General features: G+C 41.0%; 16 protein-coding genes. 11 read left to right on the forward strand and 5 right to left on the reverse strand.

From position 1 onward, the window contains the following. Positions 1–187: 187 nt before the first annotated feature. Positions 188–2,149: a histidine kinase dimerization/phosphoacceptor domain -containing protein gene (locus J0654_RS04040; protein ID WP_207026372.1), complete on the forward strand. Its 1,962-nt coding sequence runs from the start codon at positions 188–190 to the stop codon at positions 2,147–2,149. Between the two features lies 1 nt (position 2,150). Here J0654_RS04040 and J0654_RS04045 read toward each other — a convergent pair whose 3' ends face one another. Beyond that, a complete protein-coding gene (locus tag J0654_RS04045; RefSeq protein WP_207026373.1) occupies positions 2,151–2,945 on the reverse strand; it encodes an SDR family oxidoreductase in 795 nt (264 codons plus the stop codon). Between the two features lie 45 nt (positions 2,946–2,990). Here J0654_RS04045 and J0654_RS04050 point away from each other — a divergent pair, with 45 nt between their 5' ends. The 6 genes from J0654_RS04050 to J0654_RS04075 are packed head-to-tail and all read left to right on the forward strand — an operon-like array spanning position 2,991 to position 10,913. Continuing rightward, a complete protein-coding gene (locus tag J0654_RS04050) occupies positions 2,991–4,043 on the forward strand; it encodes an o-succinylbenzoate synthase (RefSeq protein ID WP_207026374.1) in 1,053 nt (350 codons plus the stop codon). Further along, a complete protein-coding gene (locus J0654_RS04055; RefSeq protein WP_207026375.1) occupies positions 4,034–4,972 on the forward strand; it encodes a CPBP family intramembrane glutamic endopeptidase in 939 nt (312 codons plus the stop codon). Before J0654_RS04050 ends, J0654_RS04055 begins: the two co-directional genes overlap by 10 nt. Next, positions 4,950–6,023: an AMP-binding protein gene (locus J0654_RS04060; protein ID WP_207026376.1), complete on the forward strand. Its 1,074-nt coding sequence runs from the start codon at positions 4,950–4,952 to the stop codon at positions 6,021–6,023. Before J0654_RS04055 ends, J0654_RS04060 begins: the two co-directional genes overlap by 23 nt. 35 nt (positions 6,024–6,058) lie before the next feature. Continuing rightward, positions 6,059–7,405 carry a M24 family metallopeptidase gene (locus J0654_RS04065; protein ID WP_207026377.1) on the forward strand — a complete coding sequence of 449 codons (1,347 nt, stop codon included), beginning with the start codon at positions 6,059–6,061 and terminating at the stop codon, positions 7,403–7,405. Between the two features lie 44 nt (positions 7,406–7,449). Further along, positions 7,450–9,180: a carboxypeptidase-like regulatory domain-containing protein gene (locus tag J0654_RS04070; protein ID WP_207026378.1), complete on the forward strand. Its 1,731-nt coding sequence runs from the start codon at positions 7,450–7,452 to the stop codon at positions 9,178–9,180. A gap of 17 nt (positions 9,181–9,197) precedes the next feature. Further along, positions 9,198–10,913: a carboxypeptidase-like regulatory domain-containing protein gene (locus J0654_RS04075; RefSeq protein ID WP_207026379.1), complete on the forward strand. Its 1,716-nt coding sequence runs from the start codon at positions 9,198–9,200 to the stop codon at positions 10,911–10,913. A 3-nt stretch (positions 10,914–10,916) separates the two neighbouring features. On the opposite strand, the gene J0654_RS04080 is transcribed toward J0654_RS04075, so the two are convergent. Then, complete coding sequence (locus J0654_RS04080; protein WP_207026380.1) at positions 10,917–12,545, reverse strand: acyl-CoA carboxylase subunit beta; 1,629 nt, start codon at positions 12,543–12,545, stop codon at positions 10,917–10,919. Positions 12,546–12,609: 64 nt separating this feature from the next. On the opposite strand from J0654_RS04080, the gene J0654_RS04085 reads away from it, so the two are divergent. The 3 genes from J0654_RS04085 to ettA all read left to right on the forward strand — a co-directional run bounded on the left by J0654_RS04085 (position 12,610) and on the right by ettA (position 15,567). After that, positions 12,610–13,593 (forward strand): Gfo/Idh/MocA family protein, encoded by a 984-nt coding sequence (locus tag J0654_RS04085; protein WP_207026381.1) that lies wholly within the window; start codon positions 12,610–12,612, stop codon positions 13,591–13,593. Between the two features lie 66 nt (positions 13,594–13,659). Further along, positions 13,660–13,842 carry a CAL67264 family membrane protein gene (locus tag J0654_RS04090; RefSeq protein WP_041801594.1) on the forward strand — a complete coding sequence of 61 codons (183 nt, stop codon included), beginning with the start codon at positions 13,660–13,662 and terminating at the stop codon, positions 13,840–13,842. 33 nt (positions 13,843–13,875) lie between these two features. Beyond that, complete coding sequence (ettA, locus tag J0654_RS04095) at positions 13,876–15,567, forward strand: energy-dependent translational throttle protein EttA (protein ID WP_207026382.1); 1,692 nt, start codon at positions 13,876–13,878, stop codon at positions 15,565–15,567. 11 nt (positions 15,568–15,578) lie between these two features. On the opposite strand, the gene J0654_RS04100 is transcribed toward ettA, so the two are convergent. Together J0654_RS04100 and J0654_RS04105 are read right to left on the reverse strand one after the other, a co-directional pair. Further along, positions 15,579–16,259, reverse strand: a complete 681-nt coding sequence (locus tag J0654_RS04100; protein WP_207026383.1) for a hypothetical protein — start codon at positions 16,257–16,259, stop codon at positions 15,579–15,581. A 65-nt stretch (positions 16,260–16,324) separates the two neighbouring features. Beyond that, on the reverse strand, positions 16,325–17,122 hold the full coding sequence (locus tag J0654_RS04105; protein WP_207026384.1) for an MBL fold metallo-hydrolase: 798 nt from the start codon (positions 17,120–17,122) through the stop codon (positions 16,325–16,327). 168 nt (positions 17,123–17,290) lie between these two features. Between J0654_RS04105 and J0654_RS04110 the strand changes: the two genes are divergently transcribed. Then, positions 17,291–18,181 (forward strand): hypothetical protein, encoded by an 891-nt coding sequence (locus tag J0654_RS04110; protein ID WP_207026385.1) that lies wholly within the window; start codon positions 17,291–17,293, stop codon positions 18,179–18,181. Positions 18,182–18,260: 79 nt separating this feature from the next. Here J0654_RS04110 and fumC read toward each other — a convergent pair whose 3' ends face one another. Continuing rightward, entirely contained in the window at positions 18,261–19,658 is a 1,398-nt protein-coding gene (fumC, locus tag J0654_RS04115) for a class II fumarate hydratase (RefSeq protein WP_207026386.1), read from the reverse strand. Positions 19,659–19,665 lie beyond the last annotated feature (7 nt).

Raw genomic sequence — 19,665 nt, forward strand, 5'->3', positions numbered from 1 at the left:
CAACTCTTTCCTATTGGATTTAATTTTGTGACAAGACTAACGTTCTTTATATACCCCATACAGTTAAGATTCAGTACAATTTTCCATTTTTTGAGTTGAATTGGTTATCGGGGCAATAAAGGAAAAAAGGGCACGATAATAATATAGGGTCTAAAAACAATTTTGGGTCGCTGTATCAATTAAATTAATGGGACGTTACGTAAGATTTTTATTTACCACGGTATATTTTGTTTTTCTCTTTACCTCATCGGCTCAGACTATTGCCACTGAAGAGGAAAGTGTTCTCAAGGAATTTCAGGATACCAATCAGCCTACCCAACGGTTCGATGTCTTTTTTAATTCATTGGACAGGTACAATGTAAATTCTGCTTATGATTGGCTGGATACCATCAAAATTTACTTGTCCAACGCCGAAAAAACCCAAGACACCTCTGCAATCCGATTATATCAAATTATGCAGGCCCAAGTATACAACGACTTGGGTGAATATGACAAGAGTACCGCTATTGCCAAAGAACTTTATGGGGTAAAGGATTCCTTGGACACAGATTCCCAAAAAATTGTTTTGGATGTATTGGACGATAATTATGCCAATCTCCAATTGTTCGATAAGCAAATTGAAATCAGAAAGCAAAAGCGTGAGCTTGGCATTACCGAAAATATTTCTTTCTACGATATTTACAGTAACCTAGGGTTGTATCGAAAGGCTCGAAACCAATACATTATGGAGGTAAAGCCTACTATTGCTGACAACGATTCCTATGGTTTGGCAAAGTATCACAGCAAAGTGGGAAATTATTTGAGATTGGATGATTCTGCCCCCACGGCTTTGAGTGAACTTAAAAAGGCCAATTCCTATTTGGGAGTTTACATGAACGACATTTCCACTCAAAAAAGTGAGTCAGATATTTTTCAGAGTGAATTACTACAAGCCGAAATAGAAGGGAATATAGCTAAATGCCACGTAATGCTCGGAGAGTACGAACAGGCACTACCACTCTTGGAAACCAGTATAGAAACCCTAAAGAAATCACCCAATAACAACGATCAGAGTGAGGTAGTGGAAAATACGCTCTACTTGGCCGAGGCCAACTTGCAAATGGACCGTTTTTCGGAGGCAAAAAAATATCTGGATGTAGAGTTTGAAAATATAACCGTGCTACAGACCATAAAAAAGAACAGCTTATTGGCTGCTTTTTACGATAAGGTTGAAAACTACAAGAATGCTTCCATCTATTATAAGCGAAATGAGAGAATCAAAGATTCGTTGGCGAAAAAGCAGTCAGCACTTATAAAACAACAATTGGTAACTATAGTGGCCAACGAGGACCTCGAGAACTCACAGCGATTGATAGATGAACAAAAGCGGATAAATGAGTTGAACCGCAGTGAAATGAAAGCTAAAGATGAACGGATAAACCTGGTCTTTGTCTCTTTGATCTTTACCCTATTAGGTTTTGCAGGTTTGGTTTATGCCTATCTTAAAAGTATCAAGAACCAACGTTTGATCGCTGAACAAAAACATATCATTGAAAATTCGCTTGTGGAAAAGGACTCTCTTTTAAAAGAGATACACCACAGGGTAAAGAACAATCTACAAATGGTATCGAGCTTATTGAGCCTACAAACTAAAAACACACGAAGTAAGGCTGCCATTGAAGCGCTGGAGGAAGGTAAAAGCCGGGTGAAGGCCATGGCATTGATCCACCAGAAATTATATCAGAACGACGACCTTTCGGTAATAGAAATGCAAGGGTATATAGAGAGTTTGATCAATAGTGTACAATCTGTTTATAAAAAAGGTGGTCACAATATTAGCATCACCATTGATGCAGAAGGCACGGAGTTGGACATTGACCGAGCTATTCCATTTGGCCTGATCCTTAACGAACTTGTATCCAATTCATTTAAGTATGCCTTCCCGGAAAACGATGAAAATGGAAAAATTTATATTCATTTGCGCAAAAATGGGGACCAGGGCTATTTTGAATATACGGACAATGGTATAGGTCTTCCGGAAGACACGGATGAACGTGCACATTCCTCTATGGGGATCCGTCTGATCAATCGTTTGGTAAACCAGCTGCAATCCAAATTAAATATTGATAGGCAAGTGGAGGGTGTTCGTTTCTGGTTCAACTTCAGTTGATTTATCGTACTTGGCTTTTCAGTACCATTTTGTGCAATAGTTTAGGAAAAAAACGTTTCAAATAGATTCCTTTTACTTCTTTTCCACCCACATACACTTCAAACTTATCTTTCTCTATTGCTGTAATTATTTTTTTTGCCGCTAGTTCTGGACTTATGCCGTTCTCTGTGGCAACATCATCATTTTGTTGTGGGGAACCATCCGCCGTTAAAGCATTTTTGGCCACATTGGTCTGTACAAACCCCGGGCACACCATGGTTACTTTTACGCCATCTTTTTCATGTTCCATACGCATTACATCAAAAAACCCGTGCAGTGCATGTTTGGCACCGCAATAGCCCGACCTATAGGGAGACCCAAACTTTCCCATTAAGCTGGTAACCGTTACATAATGTCCGGCTTTGTTGGTAATAAAATGAGGGAGAATTGCCTTGGAAAGGGCTACAGTGCCCAAATAATTGATATCCATCAGCTGTTCATAGACCTCTAATTTTGTGTCTTTTATCAAAGAACGCTGACTTATTCCCGCATTGTTTACCAAAATATCCACCTTTCCATAAAAGGAAATAGCCTTTTTTGCAATCATCTCCATGGCCACATGGTTTTTAAGGTCCAATGGCAAAATGGAAATGTTGTCTGTGTCACCGCACAAAGCCTTTACTTTGATAAGTTCTTCTTCCCTTCTGGATGAGAGAATCAAATTGCAGGAATATGAACTTAGCGCCAATACCAAACTTTTTCCAATTCCTGAAGATGCTCCCGTCACCCAAATGGTTTTTCCTTGGATACTTCCCATAAGTGCTTTTTTAGATTTAAAATATACTTAAATTTGGACTACTTCATGAAAGCAAGCTATAAAAAGTACACCCTCGATTTTAAAGTTCCCAGCGGTACCTCGCGCGGGGTTATGACCCAAAAGGAAACTTGGTATATCATTTTAGAGGATAAAGATGCTTTAGGTATTGGGGAGTGTGGTATTTTACGCGGGTTGAGTGTGGATGACCGCCCGGATTACGAACAACAACTTGCCTGGACCTGTAACAACATACATTTGGGAAAAAATGTACTCTTGAGTGAATTAAACGAGTTTCCCTCTATTCAATTTGGTGTGGAACAGGCGTTTTTATCCCTTCAATCCAAAAACCCTTTTGAACTGTTTCCTTCGGATTTCACTAAAAGGGAATCACCAATTCCGATCAATGGCCTTATTTGGATGGGGGATACGGAATATATGCTGCAACAGCTTGAACAAAAGCTAAAGGTTGGTTTTGGATGCATCAAAATGAAGATTGGTGCTATCGATTTTGAACAAGAAATATCCATTCTAAAATCCATTCGCGATAATTTTTCGCCAGATGATATAGAACTTCGGGTAGATGCCAATGGTGCATTTTCCGTAGATGAGGCTATGTCCAAATTGAATGGGTTATCAGCCTTTAAAATACATTCCATTGAGCAGCCCATTAAAGCGGGCCAATGGGAAGCAATGGCCGAGCTATGTAAAAAAACACCGCTTCCAATTGCCCTGGACGAAGAATTGATCGGGGTTTTTGATGTAACGGAAAAGGAGAAATTGCTACAAACAATTCAACCCCAATTCATCATATTGAAACCAAGTTTGGTGGGTGGTATTAACGGTTGTAAACAATGGATAGCTTTGGCTGAAAAGCAGAATATAGGCTGGTGGATTACCAGTGCGTTGGAGAGTAATATTGGATTGAACGCGATAGCACAGTTTACCTACGCTCTGGATACAAAAATGCCACAAGGTTTGGGAACAGGGAGTCTGTTCACCAATAATATTGAGAGTCCCTTGGAAGTATCTGAGGGCAAACTTTTTTACAGACAATCAAAAGTTTGGGATATGGACTTAATACGGAAAATATGTACATAGAGCAAGGATATAAGGGAAATGAAGGTTTATGGAAGTACTTGGTGCTGCCCGTAGGTTTCATTGGATTTATGGTATGGAATTACATTATTACCGTAAACTCAGGTGTTAATGTTGAAGATGCCATGCAACAAATAATAGATCAATTTGGGAGTAACCTTGTGCTGATTCTGTTATTGGCGCCACTGGTCGTTGGTTTTTTTGTTGTTTTGGGTTGGACATTATTGGTCCATCAACAATCCATTACATCATTGACTACCTCACGGAAAAATATCGATTGGAAGCGAATTATATATTCCTTTTTACTATGGGGAGGTGTTACCATTTTACTTACGGGAATCGATATTTATTTTTCACCGGAGAAATACGAACTTAATTTTAACCTTTCAAAATTTATTCCATTGGCTATTATAGCCATCCTGTTGATTCCGTTACAAACAAGTTTTGAAGAATACCTGTTCAGGGGGCACATGATGCAGGGAATTGGACTTATGGCCAAGAACAGATGGGTGCCATTGGTAATCACATCCAGTTTGTTCGGTTTAATGCACATCGCAAACCCAGAAGTGGAAAAACTAGGTCTGGGCATCTTGATTTACTACATAGGAACAGGCTTCTTTTTGGGGATTTTAACGCTGATGGATGAAGGCCTTGAACTGGCACTTGGATTCCATGCGGCCAATAATTTGATAACAGCCTTGCTTGTAACAGCTGATTGGACCGCTTTCCAGACCAATTCCATTTATAGGGATATATCCGAACCGGTATTGGGTTGGGATGTATTGATTCCTGTTTTTGTGGTCTATCCTATTTTATTATTGTTCTTTTCCAAAAAATATGGTTGGAAAAACTGGAAAGAAAGGCTTTTTGGGCGCGTATTGTCCAAAGAAGAATTTGTAGCATTGACCGATGGAGAGTCCGACTTGGCATAGTATTCACCCAGATTTTAAACTGAACAATGATTCTTGCACGATTGCAGCACTTGGCAAGGCGGCCGAAGCATTGGTGAAAAAAGGAGTGCCTTTTGAAAAGACAATAGGGAAGTTTTTATTGGATTGGATTTCGGGCACACCGACCATAGAGGTGCAAACATCGGGTTCTACTGGCAACCCAAAGACCATTGAGCTTAAAAAGCAACACATGGTCAATTCCGCATGGGCTACGGGAGTATATTTTGGTTTACAACCCCGGCAAAAAGTACTTTTATGTTTGCCCTGCACAGGAATAGCAGGCAAAATGATGTTAGTTCGTGCTATGGTTCTCGGACTGCATTTGGATTATGTGGAACCATCATCAAATCCCTTGCCCAGTAATAACAAAGTGTATGATTTTGTAGCGATGGTCCCCCTTCAAGCCCAAAATTCGCTAAATGAAATGGGCAGGGTAAAACAATTGATTATTGGTGGGGCACCGGTGGATTCAAGTTTGCGGAAATCGCTTGCCAAGCTACCCGTTAAAGCGTATGAAACCTATGGTATGACGGAGACCGTTACCCATATTGCAGTAAAAAGAATCGATGCAAAACCTTCCAATCCTTTTGAAGTTTTGCCAAATGTTACCGTTTCACAAGATGGTAGGGGATGCCTAGTGATTGATGCCCCCAACATTTCAGATGGGAAAATAATCACCAATGATTTGGTAGCACTGAGTGGGAAAACAAAATTTCATTGGTTGGGCCGATATGATTCCATCATCAATTCTGGAGGAATTAAATTGGTTCCGGAGAAAATAGAGGAAAAGTTATCAAGCCTAATCCAGTCACGTTTTTTTGTGGCAGGTATTTCCGATGAGACTTTAGGTCAAAAATTAGTGTTGATTATCGAGGGGGAATCAGACAACAAACAAGAATTGCTACAAGCCATCAAAAGGGAAAAAAGAATCGTAAAATATGAGGTGCCCAAGGCTATTTACTTTGTAAAAACATTTGAGGAGACTTCGACTAAAAAGGTAGACCGAAAAAAAACGCTTCAACAACTTATATAAGTTTTGTACATTCAAAATCTTTAAAAAAATCAACCATGCAAAAAACCATAAAACTAGCGTTACTGCTCCTTCCTTTTATTGTATCCTCACAACAAATACTCCCCGAAGTGGAAAGGGCGAGGGTAGTGGATGAAATTCTTGAAGAACGATTCAATGTATTGCTACCCCAATTAATGGATGATGCAGGGTTGGATATGTGGGTTTTGATTTCCCGCGAATATAATGAAGACCCCGTGCTCCGAACCATGCTGCCTGCAACTTGGTTGAATGCCCGAAGAAGAACTATCCTACTTTTTTACAGGGACAAGGATAAAGATACCATCGATAAATTGGCTGTAGCGCGCTACAATATTGGTAAAAGCATTACATCGGCTTGGGACAAAGAGAAAGAACCCGATCAGTGGAAACGTTTAATGCAATTGATCGCGGAACGTAATCCGGATAAAATAGGACTTAATTTTTCCAAAGACCATAATATTGCCGATGGACTGGACAAAACCGATTATGATGAGTTTATGGCCAACCTTCCCCGAAAATATCAGTCCAAAGTGGTATCTGCTGAACAGTTGGCTGTGCGTTGGATTGAGACTCGCACACCCAGGGAAATGACCATTTTTAATCAGTTAACGGATATTACACATGATATTATCGCCGAAGCCTTTTCGGAGAAAGTGATTACACCAGGGGTTACCACGACTACCGAAGTAGAATGGTGGATGCGCCAAAAGGTAACCGATTTAGGACTGGAAACGTGGTTTCATCCTACAGTGGATGTCCAAAGGACCAGCGAAGAATTGGTAGGGCACTTGTATTCATTTTCCGGAAGACCGGATGATGAAGTGATCCAACGGGGCGATTTGCTGCATTGCGACTTTGGAATCACCTATTTACGTTTGAATACCGACTGTCAGGAACTGGCCTACGTTTTAAAACCAGAAGAAACCGAAGCACCATCATTTTTGGTAAATGCCTTGTATGATGGTAATCGTGTACAGGATTTTTTGACGCAGAACATGGTCGAGGGCAGGGTAGGAAACGAAATCCTGGCAAAAGCCTTGCAAGATGCAAAGGATTCAGGTCTCCGACCAGCCATTTATACACATCCCTTGGGAATGTACGGACACTCTGCAGGAACCACCATCGGAATGTGGGATGCCCAGGGTGGAGTGATGAAGGATGATGGTGAAAATTATCCTTTGAACCCAAATACCGCTTATGCCATTGAACTGAATGCAACGGTGAACATTCCGGAATGGAACAGGGACATTAGAATTATGTTGGAGGAGCCTGGTTTTTTCGGGGAAGATGGCTTCAGGTATATAAATGGCAGACAAACCGAATTATTGCTTATTCCAAGACCAAAATCACATTTAGGGAACTGATTATTTTTTCGTAAATTTAGTAATCATCTAATTTTCAAGTTGCTATGAGATTACTGATTTTCGCAGGTTTTTTCCTTTTGTTTTCTGGTTTGACTTTCGGTCAAAAAACGATTACGGGTCGTGTAACCGATGGTAAATCGGCATTGTCCAATGTTCAGATTGCCAATTTAGCTTCGGGAAGTAAGACGACTTCTGATGCTGAGGGACAATATCAAATCATGGCCGAACCCCGTCAAGAACTCCAATATACCTATATGGGTATGGATACCGTAACGATCATGGTGGAGGATGTTACTCGAATTCTCAATGTTAAAATGAACCCCAAGGTCGAGGAACTGGATGAGGTAACGGTATCTAAAACGATCTTAAAAGGTCAAAAGGAAATGAAATTGGAATATGATTCCAATCCAAATATTATAAAATCAGCTTTTGGTTTTATGGATAAGGAAGCCTCAGCCTTTTCAATGAGAATTCTCGATGAGGAAGAATTAAATCAAGAACTCAACTTAAGTTTGGCCATTCAAGGTCAATTTGCTGGAGTAAAATCATACTGCAGCCCAAAGGGTGAACTTATTGTATCCATGAGAGGGCTTCAAAGTATAAATTTCCCAAGAAAAGCGGTTTTTGATGTGGATGGCATGGTTTTAAGTAAAGTGGATTGCTTTCAGTTCGTTGGAAATATAAAAAGGATGGCTTTTATTCCTTCATTGATCGCGACCTCTCTTTATGGTACACTTGGTTTAGGGGGTGTTGTGGTCATCAACACGAAAACTGGAACCATTACCCCTAGAGAAAACAATAAGCCTTATGATCATGCAAAGCTTCGTAACAACTTTGTAAAGAAAGGCGATGTTACAGGAAACGTGACCAATCAGACATTGCCCAATTATTCGAAACAACTTCGAAAAAGTAGCTCGGTGGCAGAAGCAAAAACCATATACAACAACAAACGGGCTATCTATGGTAGTCATCCTCATTTTCTATTGGATTCCTACGCTTATTTTTTTGAGCAACAAGGAGAAGAGGACTTTGCCAATAAAATTATGGAGGAGTTTATTGAAGCAATGGATAAAACCCCTGTAATGTTAAAAGCTCTCGCCTATACTTTGGAAAAAGAAGAGCGGTTCGATAAGGCCCATGACATTTATAAAAAAATATACTGTTTACGTCCGGATTATGCCCAAAGCTTTATCGATATGGCCAACAGCTATCGCAATGTGGGCGAGCCAAAATCGGCTACCACCCTGTATGCAAGACATGCCTATCTTCAGGATGAGGGAATGCTGCCCGTTGATAGTATGGAATTGGGCATGATCATGAAGCGAGAGGTCAAGAATTTGTTCAAATTGGAAAACAGCACTCTAAAGATCAAAAACAGGAAGAAATACGAGGAAGATGACTTTTCCACAAGACTGGTGTTTGAATGGAACGATTCCGAAGCGGAATTCGACCTGCAGTTTGTAAACCCGGCTAACCAATATTTCAATTGGAAGCATACTATGGCAGAAATGCCTGAACGAATCAGGTCCGAAAAGAAATTTGGCTATTCTATGGCCGATTTTATATTGGATGAGGAGCTGCCGGGTATTTGGAAAGTAAATGCCACCTATCACGGCAACAAACAATTAACGCCATCTTACTTAAAAGTGACCATTTACCGTAACTACGGCAGCAAATTGCAAAGCAAAGAAATTAAAGTGTTTCGTATGGGTACCAAAGGGGCCAATCAGCATTTGTTCGATTTTAACCTCACAACCAAGGTAGCCAATAATTGAAAGCTGTTTGTTCCATAATGTTTCTTGTATTTACCCTGACCTCAGGTCTGGCACAAAATACCATTACCGGACGTGTGACGGATGGTGATAATCCGTTGTCCAATGTACATGTGACCAATTTAACCACTGAAACAGGCACGTCAACCGACAAGGAGGGTAGATACAACATAAAGGCCTCCCCTCGTGAGGAATTGCGTTTTACATACGTGGGTATGGACACAATCACCATTATTGTTGAGGATGTGACCAGGATTTTAAATATTGCCATGCTGCCCAAGGTGGAAATGTTGGATGAAGTTGTGGTTACAGAGAAAATCAGCAAGCAGAAGAATCTCGCTATGAATTACAATAAGGATTCTTCAATTGTAAATACGTCATTTGGATACTTAAGCCCTGCAAGCACGGCCTATCACCTAAAGGTGATAGATGGATCCGAGTTCAATCAAGGTTCCGATGTGTTGTATGCCATTGCAAGTCGAAGGTCGGGTATAAAAGTGGAAAATCACTTTAATTCTTTCACTGGACAATTTGTTCGCACCCTGTTTTTAAGGGGAGGTGCTACATCAAACAACAAAAGTCCAGCTTTGTTCGAGGTCGACGGTAATATTTTTAACGACCCACCAATTTGGTTAGATATTTCCAATATTAAGCGAGTTGGCATAATTCCTGGTGTTCAAGCGGTTTGGCGATATGGTCCCATTGCTCGAGGGGGAGTGGTGATTATAAACACCTCAAATGGAGTTCATGGATTAAGAGAGAAGAATAGTTCAAAACACTACGATCAGGCTAGACTCAGGAACAATTTTGTAACCGGTAAAGTGGTTTCTCGGTCGGAAATAAAAAACGAATTGCCAACCTATTTAAAGGAAATGGAAAATTCCTCCAATCTTGAAAACGCTTTTAGGGTATATCAAAAGTATCGACAAGATTTCTCGGGCATCCCATATTTTTATTTGGACTCCTATAAATTGTTTTTCGAAAAATACGGCAAGGTATCCGCAGATACCATCTTGAAGGACGGATTACCATATTTTGAATCAAATCCAGTTTGGATAAAAACATTGGCATTTATTTATGAATCCCAATCTAGATTCGAGCATGCACACCACATGTACAAGAAGGCATATCTGTTGCGACCAGATTATACACAAAGCTTTATTGATTTGGCGAAAAGTTACCAAAATATTGGTGATAGGGACCAAGCAAATTCAGTATTTGCGAGACTTGCCTATTTGATTGACAAAGGATTGATTTCTTCCGATAGCACGGAGCTTTCTCAAATGATAGAAAGAGAAATGGAAGACCTGTTCGAAACACAAAAAGAATCCAATACAAAGGGTTTGTTGGAACAATTTTCCACAAGACTGGTGTTTGAATGGAACGATTCCGAAGCGGAATTCGACCTGCAGTTTGTAAACCCGGATAACCAATATTTCAACTGGAAGCATACTTTGGTGGAAATGCCGGAACGCATACGATCGGAAAAAAAATTAGGGTACTCCATGTCCGACTTTTTATTGGATGATGAATTACAGGGAACATGGAAGGTAAATACCACATACCACGGCAACAAACAATTGACACCATCTTACCTTAAAGTGACCATCTATCGAAATTATGGTAGCAAGTTGCAGAGCAAGGAAATCAACATATATCGGTTGGGAACAAAAGGGGCCAACCAACATTTGTTCGATTTTAATCTCCCATCAAGACTTGTGCAAAGTAGCAGATAAGGATTATACTTGAAGTACACCCATATTGAACTTTTTCTCAATTGGGGCATGGTTTGCTGCCTCTATTCCCATGGAAATCCATTTACGGGTATCCAAAGGATTTATGATGGCATCGGTCCAAAGCCGTGCAGCCGCATAATAGGGTGATATTTGATCGTCGTAGCGCTTTTTAATTTTATCGAAAAGCTCTTTTTCCTTTTCGGCATCAACAGGTTTACCGCTTTTCTCCAAACTGGCTTTTTCAATTTGTAAAAGCACTTTGGCCGCCGAATTTCCGCTCATTACGGCAAGCTCCGCGCTGGGCCAGGCAACGATCAACCGTGGATCATAGGCTTTACCGCACATGGCATAGTTTCCGGCTCCATAACTGTTACCGATCACAATGGTGAATTTGGGCACAACCGAATTGCTCACGGCATTTACCATTTTGGCACCGTCCTTAATAATGCCGCCGTGCTCACTTTTACTGCCCACCATAAACCCGGTAACATCTTGTAAAAAAACAAGCGGAATTTTCTTTTGATTGCAATTGGCGATAAACCGGGTGGCCTTGTCCGCAGAATCCGAATAGATGACTCCACCAAACTGCATTTCGCCTTTTTTGGTCTTCACCACTTTTCGTTGATTGGCCACAATGCCCACGGCCCAACCGTCTATACGTGCATAGCCCGTTAAAATAGTTTGTCCGTATCCTTCTTTGTACTGTTCAAATTCGGAATCGTCCACCAAACGTTTTATAATTTCAAGCATATCGTATTGGTCACTACGTGATGCAGGTAACAGTCCAAAAATATCGTCAGGATTTTCTGCTGGTTTTTTCGCCTCGACCCTGTTGAACCCTGCTTTGTCAAAATCTCCGATCTTATCTACGATGTTTTTGATTTTGTCCAAGGCATCTTTATCGTCTTTGGCTTTGTAATCGGTTACCCCACTAATTTCCGAGTGTGTGGTAGCGCCGCCCAAGGTTTCATTGTCAATGGATTCCCCAATGGCAGCTTTCACCAAATAACTTCCTGCTAAAAAAATACTTCCCGTTTTGTCCACGATCAGGGCCTCGTCGCTCATAATGGGCAAGTATGCACCCCCGGCAACACAGCTGCCCATTACCGCAGCAATTTGGGTGATGCCCATACTGCTCATTACGGCATTGTTCCTAAAAATGCGGCCAAAATGTTCCTTATCTGGAAATATTTCATCTTGCATGGGCAAGTAAACCCCTGCACTGTCCACCAAATAAATAATCGGGAGCCTGTTTTCTATGGAAATTTCTTGGGCACGTAGATTCTTCTTTCCCGTAATGGGGAACCAAGCCCCTGCCTTTACCGTGGCATCGTTGGCGACCACCACACATTGTTTGCCTTGCACATATCCAACTTTTACGACAACACCGCCAGATGGGCATCCACCATGCTCCTCATACATATCCTCTCCGGCAAAGGCGCCTATTTCAATGGATTCCGCATCATCGTCCAGTAAATACTCAATACGCTCTCTTGCTGTCATTTTGCCTTTGGCATGGTGTTTTTCGATACGGTTTTTACCGCCACCAAGTTTTACTTTTGCCAATTTTCGCTTAAGTTCGGAAAGCTTTAATTTATTTTGGTCTTCGTTTTTATTGAAGTTTATATCCATTCTTTTCGAGAATTCATTTTAGTTGGTTAAAGATACGTAGTTATAATTATTACTTTTGATTTATATGGAAACCAAAATAAGATGGGGCATTGTAGGCCCTGGAAAAATAGCTAGGAAATTTGTCGAAGACCTTCAACAGGTGGAGGATGCCGAGGTTACTTCGGTAGCGTCCCGGTCCTTGGAACGGGCACAGGAATTTGCAAAAGAATATGGTGCAAAAAATGCTTTTGGAAGTTACGATGAGCTCTTTGCGTCGGGAACAGTGGATGTGGTTTATATTGCCACGCCACATAATTTTCACAAAGACCTATCTGTGATGGCCTTGGAGAATGGCATTGGGGTTTTATGCGAAAAACCAATAGGTGTGAATAGGGAAGAAGTGGTGGAACAAGTAAATGCCTCAAAGAAGCACAATGCTTTTTTGATGGAAGCTATGTGGTCTCGATTCAATCCTTCGATTCAAAAAGTCAAGCAACTTGTTGATGATGGTGTTATTGGGGATTTAAAATACATTCACGCCGATTTTGCTTTCTATGCTTTGGACAAAGAATTGGATTCCAGGTTGTTGAACCCTGATTTGGCATCAGGAAGTATATTGGATATAGGTATTTACCCCATTTTCCTTTCCTATTTGTTTTTGGGTATGCCCGACGAAATCATGGCCACATCAAAATTCCATAAAAACGGTACAGAGCTGCAGACCAGTATGATCTTTGATTATAAAGATGCCCAATCAGTACTCTATAGTGGACTTACAAGCCATTCTAAAATGGAGGCAGAAATATCCGGTACGGCCGGGGAGCTATTCTTGAACCCACGATGGCACGAAGCTGACGGATATACCTTGGTCAAGGATGATGAAAGCAATGAAGTCAGTTTGCCTTTAACCGGTATTGGCTATTACTACGAAATACAGGAGGTCCATAAATGTTTGAAGGAAAACAGAATCGAGAGTGAACTCTGGTCGCATCAAAACAGTCTGGATTTGTCGGAGTTGTTGGACACTGTAAGGAAAAAATGTGGGGTAAGCTTTCCTTTTGAAACATAATCCTTAATAATAACTTTACATTAGACCGATTTTTACGATATTTGAAATTCTTCAGAAAATTATACAATGGGAATGAATAAGAACACAGTGCTGGCCTATGCCACATGGATTATGATTTTGGTTGGTTTGGGAATGATCGCACTTGGAGCTTTTAAATATGATGAAGTAGCAGGATGGGGCTTTGCTGCTGTTGGAATAGGATTTTTTGCCGTAGCTTGGGTTTTCAATGCCCTTAAAGGTAGAGTGTAGCCTCTTTTTCATAAACAATTTAATTTACAGTAAATGTCAGACGATAAGAAAGTCATTTTTTCAATGTCTGGGGTAACCAAAACCTTTAAAACGGCCAATACCCCTGTACTTAAAAATATTTACCTAAGCTTTTTCTACGGAGCCAAAATCGGGATTTTGGGTCTAAACGGTTCGGGTAAGTCCACCTTGTTGAAAATAATCGCAGGTGTAGACAAAAACTATCAAGGTGATGTGGTGTTCTCGCCAGGTTATTCTGTTGGTTATTTGGAGCAAGAGCCACAGTTGGATGAGAACAAGACCGTTCTTGAAGTGGTAAAGGAAGGTGTTGCCGAGACCGTGGCCATTTTGGATGAGTACAATAAAATCAACGATATGTTCGGTCTGCCCGAAGTTTATGAGGATGCCGATAAGATGCAAAAGTTGATGGACAAGCAAGCAGCGCTTCAAGATCAAATTGATGCTGCAAATGCTTGGGAACTGGACACGAAATTGGAGATTGCAATGGATGCCCTTCGTACTCCGGAATCCGATAAAAAAATAAGTGTGCTTTCTGGAGGTGAACGCAGAAGGGTAGCCTTATGTCGTTTGTTGTTGAAAGAGCCCGATGTGTTGTTGTTGGATGAACCTACCAACCACTTGGATGCCGAATCCGTACATTGGTTGGAACACCATTTGGCGCAATATAAAGGAACCGTGATTGCCGTAACGCACGACCGTTATTTCTTGGACAACGTTGCTGGTTGGATTTTGGAACTGGACCGTGGAGAAGGAATTCCATGGAAAGGAAACTATTCCAGTTGGTTGGACCAAAAGGCAAAACGATTGGAGCAGGAGAGCAAACAAGCTTCCAAGCGTCAAAAAACATTGGAACGTGAGTTGGACTGGGTCCGTCAAGGCGCTAAAGGTAGACAGGCCAAACAAAAGGCCCGTTTAAAGAATTATGACAAGCTCCTCAGCCAAGATCAGAAACAAATAGAGGAGAAGTTGGAGATTTACATTCCGAACGGACCTCGTTTGGGTACTAACGTAATTGAGGCCAAGGGTGTGAGCAAAGCTTTTGGGGACAAATTACTGTATGAAGATCTCAACTTTAAATTACCGCAAGCCGGTATTGTAGGTATTATTGGTCCCAACGGTGCTGGTAAGACCACCATTTTTAAAATGATCATGGGGGAAGAAACGCCAGATAAAGGGGAGTTTATTGTTGGTGAAACTGCAAAGTTGGCCTATGTGGACCAATCGCACTCCAATATCGACCCTGAGAAAACCATCTGGGAAAACTTTAGCGATAGCCAAGAATTGATCATGATGGGAGGGAAGCAGGTGAACTCCCGTGCTTATCTCAGCCGATTTAATTTCTCTGGTAGCGAGCAGAATAAAAAAGTGAGCATGCTCTCTGGTGGTGAACGTAACCGCCTGCATTTGGCAATGACCTTAAAAGAAGAGGGTAACGTATTGCTTTTGGATGAGCCCACCAACGATTTGGATGTGAACACGCTCCGTGCCTTGGAAGAAGGTTTGGAGAATTTTGCAGGCTGTGCGGTGATCATCTCCCACGACAGATGGTTCTTGGATAGGATTTGTACACACATCCTTGCATTCGAAGGCGATTCTCAGGTGTATTTCTTTGAAGGTTCTTTCTCTGATTACGAAGAGAACAAAAAGAAACGCTTGGGAACGGATATCATGCCCAAGCGTATCAAATACAAAAAATTGATTCGTTAAAAAAGGAAGAATTATTTCCCGCTGAGATTTTTGATTCCTTCTTCCAATAGCTTTTTCGCTTTCTCTAAATAAGCCTTTTGGTGGGCTGCCAAGCTATTTGGGTCCTGGTCATTATTAGAACTCGGACCGATAGAATTGGAAAGTTCCACCAATTGCTCAATAGCCTGTTCTGCGGATTGGAGTTTATCATCGGCGTGTTTTTCGAACACTTTGATCATTTCCAGTTCCATGGATGCTACCGAAGTGGTTTCGACAACTTCAGTTTCAGGGTTTTCTTCATAGGCAACTTCCGCTTCAACTGTCGGCTCGGTGGTTGTAGTTCCAAGCGTACATTGATCTAAAATGGTAATCAACTCGTTGATTTCGCCCAATGCTTTTTTGGTAAAGAACCTACCGGCTTCCCAGTCAGCGGGGTCAATAGCCTTGTCCAATGTTTCCATGGCATCCAATGTTTTGTTCTTTGCTTTAACGCAAGAGCAATCTGCCATGAATGTTTCACCTTTTTCCAGAGCCGTCAAAGCTCTTTCGGCATAATACATTTGGTGCTCAAAATTGGTGGCTTCCATGGCTTTTTTACCATGACTGAGCGCATAAGTTACTTTGGAATAAAAATTATCACATTGATTAGCGTAGGTAGCTTGTATGGCAAAAAATATTGCCAAAACTACTAAAACATGGGATTTGGGAGCCATATTCAAGTTTTTTGGTTATTAAGTTTGTTGTTCTAACGAGGAAAACCCGTTATTATTTCATAGGACTAATAATCTTCGTTAGGATACCAGTCCAATTGCACTACTTCAATGTTGGAATCACCTTCGTTTACTAGGTTTTTGAACTTTTCCACATCACTAACCTCGGGTCTTCCCCTAAAATGATATGGGTATACCTGTTTGGGCTTAAATTCCAATACGGCATCTGCAGCACTTTCCACGGTCATGGTGTAGGGTAGGTTCATACATACAAAGGCTTTGTCAATATTTTCCAAAGCGCGCATTTCTGGAATATCTTCTGTATCGCCAGAAAAATAGATACGTTCATCACCAAAGGTGAACACATAACCATTTCCTCTACCTTTTACGTGAAAGTCCTTTGCCTCTTCACGAAGGTTGTACATGGGAATGGCTTTTACGGAAAAACCGGCCATTTCTTTGGTTTCACCATTTTTCATAGTGGTGGTTTTTGACGATAAACCTTCTTCCATTTGTAATTTTACAGCATCGGGAGCAATAATCTGAACTCCTTCCAGATTCAATTCGTTCAGGGTTTCGGGATTAAAGTGGTCGCCGTGCACATCTGTTATAAAAATCATGTCCGGTGATTCTTGACCTTCAAAAGCGGCCTTGCCACCAACAGGGTCTATATATATGGTGTTACCATCCCATTCAATCACTGCAGTGGCATGTTCAATAGGAACAATTTCCGCAGGGGAAGGAGCCTCCATTTCTTCCATTTCAGTCTTGACCTCTGCAGTTTCCTCTTGTTTCTTTTCTTTTTCTTTACATGAAACCAAGATGATCAGTAAGGTACTGGCAATTAAAAGTATATTTTTTTTCATGGTAATTTCTTTTTTTAAATCCCTTTAAAAATAAGGGATAATGGGCAGAATTATAATTTTTGTCAAGATTATTTTTATCCAAATAATCCAAAAGCGAATCCAATGCGTATATAAACCAAACACGATTGATTAAAAACTATAAACGAGAATCAATTAAAACTAAAAGTTATGACTGAAACAAAAAATAACAATAACGGATTGAAAGTAATTGCCGGTCTGTTGGGTGTAGTTCTTTTGGGAACCATTATTTACACTGTAAGTCTTTATCAAGATAAAAAACAAACCACTAAAGCTCTTACAGAAGAGAAAGAATTGGTTGTAGAGGATTTGAACAACCTGAAGTCTGAATACGACAAAGCTATTTTGGAAAGCAATGCCACTAACGAAGAGTTGGTTGCAGCTAGAGATAACATTGCAAAATACATTGATTCTGTAAGCAGCATGAAAGCTGACATTGCAACACTTTCCCGTTACAGAAGACAAGTAAGCGTTCTTAAGAAAGAAAGAGAACAATTATTGAAGCAAGTTGATTCCTTGACTCAGTCCAACAGCTTGTTGGCCATGCAAAGAGACAGTACTTTTGCTGAATTGGAGCAACAAACTGTTTTCAACGATTCTTTGATTATCCAGAACACTCAATTGGCCGATGCCGTTGAAAAAGGTTCTGCACTTAACCTAAGTACTATTAGTGTTGATGCAATCAAGGAAAGAAACAGTGGTAAATTGGTTTCTACAAGAAGAGCCAGAGCTACTGATAAGTTCAAAGTTTGTTTTACTATTGCTGATAACGTAATTGCCGAAGCTGGTGACAGAGAATTCTACATTGAAGTTCTTGGACCTCAAGGTAACGTTTTGGGCGAAGGTTTGACTAAAACTACTGAAGAAGGTACTTCCCTAACATATAGTAAAGGAACCAACTTCTATTACGAAAACGATGCTTTGGATGTTTGTGACTACATAAACAAGCCAAGTGGAGATTTCCAAGATGGAAACTACATGGTAAATGTGTACGACAGCAAATTGAAATTGTTGGGTACTTCCAGCTTCGAATTGAAGTAATAAACACACACTATCACTATACTAAAAAGGCCCGTCCAAAATTGGACGGGCCTTTTTTATGCTTCAATCTTTGAGCAACTTATTTTAAGCTGCCTACCATATCCTCAGGTTTTACCCACTCATCATACTCTTCTGGGGTTACATAACCAAGGTTAATGGCTTCTTCTCTGAGCGTGGTGCCATTTTTATGCGCCGTGTTGGCAATCTCGGCAGCTTTGTAGTAGCCAATTTTGGTATTCAAGGCTGTCACCAACATCAACGAGTTGTTCAACAAGGTTTTAATGGTATCGTAGTTTGGCTCGATACCAGAGGCACAGTTTACATCAAAACTTACACAAGCATCCCCAATCAATTGGGCAGATTGCAAAATATTGGCCGCCATAACGGGTTTAAACACATTAAGCTCGTAATGTCCCTGTGTACCTCCAACGCCAATGGCCACATCGTTCCCCATCACCTGTGCACATACCATGGTCAATGCCTCACATTGGGTCGGGTTCACTTTGCCCGGCATTATGGAACTTCCAGGTTCGTTGGCAGGAATAATGATTTCTCCGATGCCAGAACGTGGACCAGAAGCCATCATTCGGATGTCGTTGGCAATTTTATTCAAGGAAACCGCCAATTGCTTCAACGCACCGTGGCTTTCCACAATTGCATCGTGTGCCGCTAAGGCTTCAAACTTATTTTCAGCCGTAATAAAAGGTTTTCCGGTAAATTCAGAAATGTACTTGGCCACAAGCACATCGTATCCTTTGGGTGTGTTCAAACCTGTACCAACAGCGGTTCCCCCAAGAGCAAGTTCGCTCAAATGTGCCAAGGTGTTTTTTAACGCTTTCAAGCCGTGGTCCAATTGGGAAACGTAGCCCGAAAACTCTTGTCCCAAGGTTAGGGGAGTGGCATCCATCAAATGGGTTCTACCGATCTTCACCACATCTTTGAACTCTTCTGATTTTTTCTGCAACGTATTCCGCAACTGCTCTACACCGGGAATAGTCACGTCCACTATTTTTTTGTAGGCGGCAATATGCATTCCCGTTGGAAAAGTGTCGTTGGAAGATTGACTCTTGTTCACATCATCATTCGGTTGAATGGTTTTTTCACCTTCTCCAATTTTTTTGCCCGCAATTTCATGTGCGCGATTGGCAATTACCTCGTTCACGTTCATATTGCTCTGCGTACCTGAGCCAGTTTGCCAGATGACCAAAGGGAACTGGTCATCGTGCTTACCTTCGAGTATTTCATCACAAACCTGTGCAATAAGGTCCCTTTTTTCTTGGCTTAGCACACCCAGTTCGTGATTGGTATAGGCCGCGGCCTTTTTTAAATAAGCAAATCCGTACACCACATCCAAGGGCATGGATGCCGGAGCACCAATTTTAAAGTTGTTTCGGGAACGTTCGGTTTGGGCGCCCCAATATTTATCGGCGGGTACTTTTACCTCGCCCATGGTGTCTTTTTCAATCCTGAAACTCATAGTTTAA

The sequence above is a fragment of the Flagellimonas profundi genome, assembly GCF_017313275.1.
GTDB classification, from domain to species: Bacteria; Bacteroidota; Bacteroidia; order Flavobacteriales; family Flavobacteriaceae; genus Flagellimonas; species Flagellimonas profundi.

Excerpts from the sequence above, each read along its gene's own strand:
- ettA (WP_207026382.1), top strand. The coding sequence starts at position 13,876 with ATGTCAGACGATAAGAAAGTCATTTTTTCAATGTCTGGGGTAACCAAA.
- J0654_RS04075 (WP_207026379.1), top strand. The coding sequence starts at position 9,198 with ATGTTTCTTGTATTTACCCTGACCTCAGGTCTGGCACAAAATACCATT.
- J0654_RS04050 (WP_207026374.1), top strand. The coding sequence starts at position 2,991 with ATGAAAGCAAGCTATAAAAAGTACACCCTCGATTTTAAAGTTCCCAGC.
- J0654_RS04060 (WP_207026376.1), top strand. The coding sequence starts at position 4,950 with ATGGAGAGTCCGACTTGGCATAGTATTCACCCAGATTTTAAACTGAAC.
- J0654_RS04100 (WP_207026383.1), bottom strand. The coding sequence starts at position 16,259 with ATGGCTCCCAAATCCCATGTTTTAGTAGTTTTGGCAATATTTTTTGCC.
- J0654_RS04080 (WP_207026380.1), bottom strand. The coding sequence starts at position 12,545 with ATGGATATAAACTTCAATAAAAACGAAGACCAAAATAAATTAAAGCTT.
- fumC (WP_207026386.1), bottom strand. The coding sequence starts at position 19,658 with ATGAGTTTCAGGATTGAAAAAGACACCATGGGCGAGGTAAAAGTACCC.
- J0654_RS04070 (WP_207026378.1), top strand. The coding sequence starts at position 7,450 with ATGAGATTACTGATTTTCGCAGGTTTTTTCCTTTTGTTTTCTGGTTTG.
- J0654_RS04055 (WP_207026375.1), top strand. The coding sequence starts at position 4,034 with ATGTACATAGAGCAAGGATATAAGGGAAATGAAGGTTTATGGAAGTAC.
- J0654_RS04065 (WP_207026377.1), top strand. The coding sequence starts at position 6,059 with ATGCAAAAAACCATAAAACTAGCGTTACTGCTCCTTCCTTTTATTGTA.
- J0654_RS04105 (WP_207026384.1), bottom strand. The coding sequence starts at position 17,122 with ATGAAAAAAAATATACTTTTAATTGCCAGTACCTTACTGATCATCTTG.
- J0654_RS04085 (WP_207026381.1), top strand. The coding sequence starts at position 12,610 with ATGGAAACCAAAATAAGATGGGGCATTGTAGGCCCTGGAAAAATAGCT.
- J0654_RS04040 (WP_207026372.1), top strand. The coding sequence starts at position 188 with ATGGGACGTTACGTAAGATTTTTATTTACCACGGTATATTTTGTTTTT.
- J0654_RS04090 (WP_041801594.1), top strand. The coding sequence starts at position 13,660 with ATGGGAATGAATAAGAACACAGTGCTGGCCTATGCCACATGGATTATG.
- J0654_RS04045 (WP_207026373.1), bottom strand. The coding sequence starts at position 2,945 with ATGGGAAGTATCCAAGGAAAAACCATTTGGGTGACGGGAGCATCTTCA.
- J0654_RS04110 (WP_207026385.1), top strand. The coding sequence starts at position 17,291 with ATGACTGAAACAAAAAATAACAATAACGGATTGAAAGTAATTGCCGGT.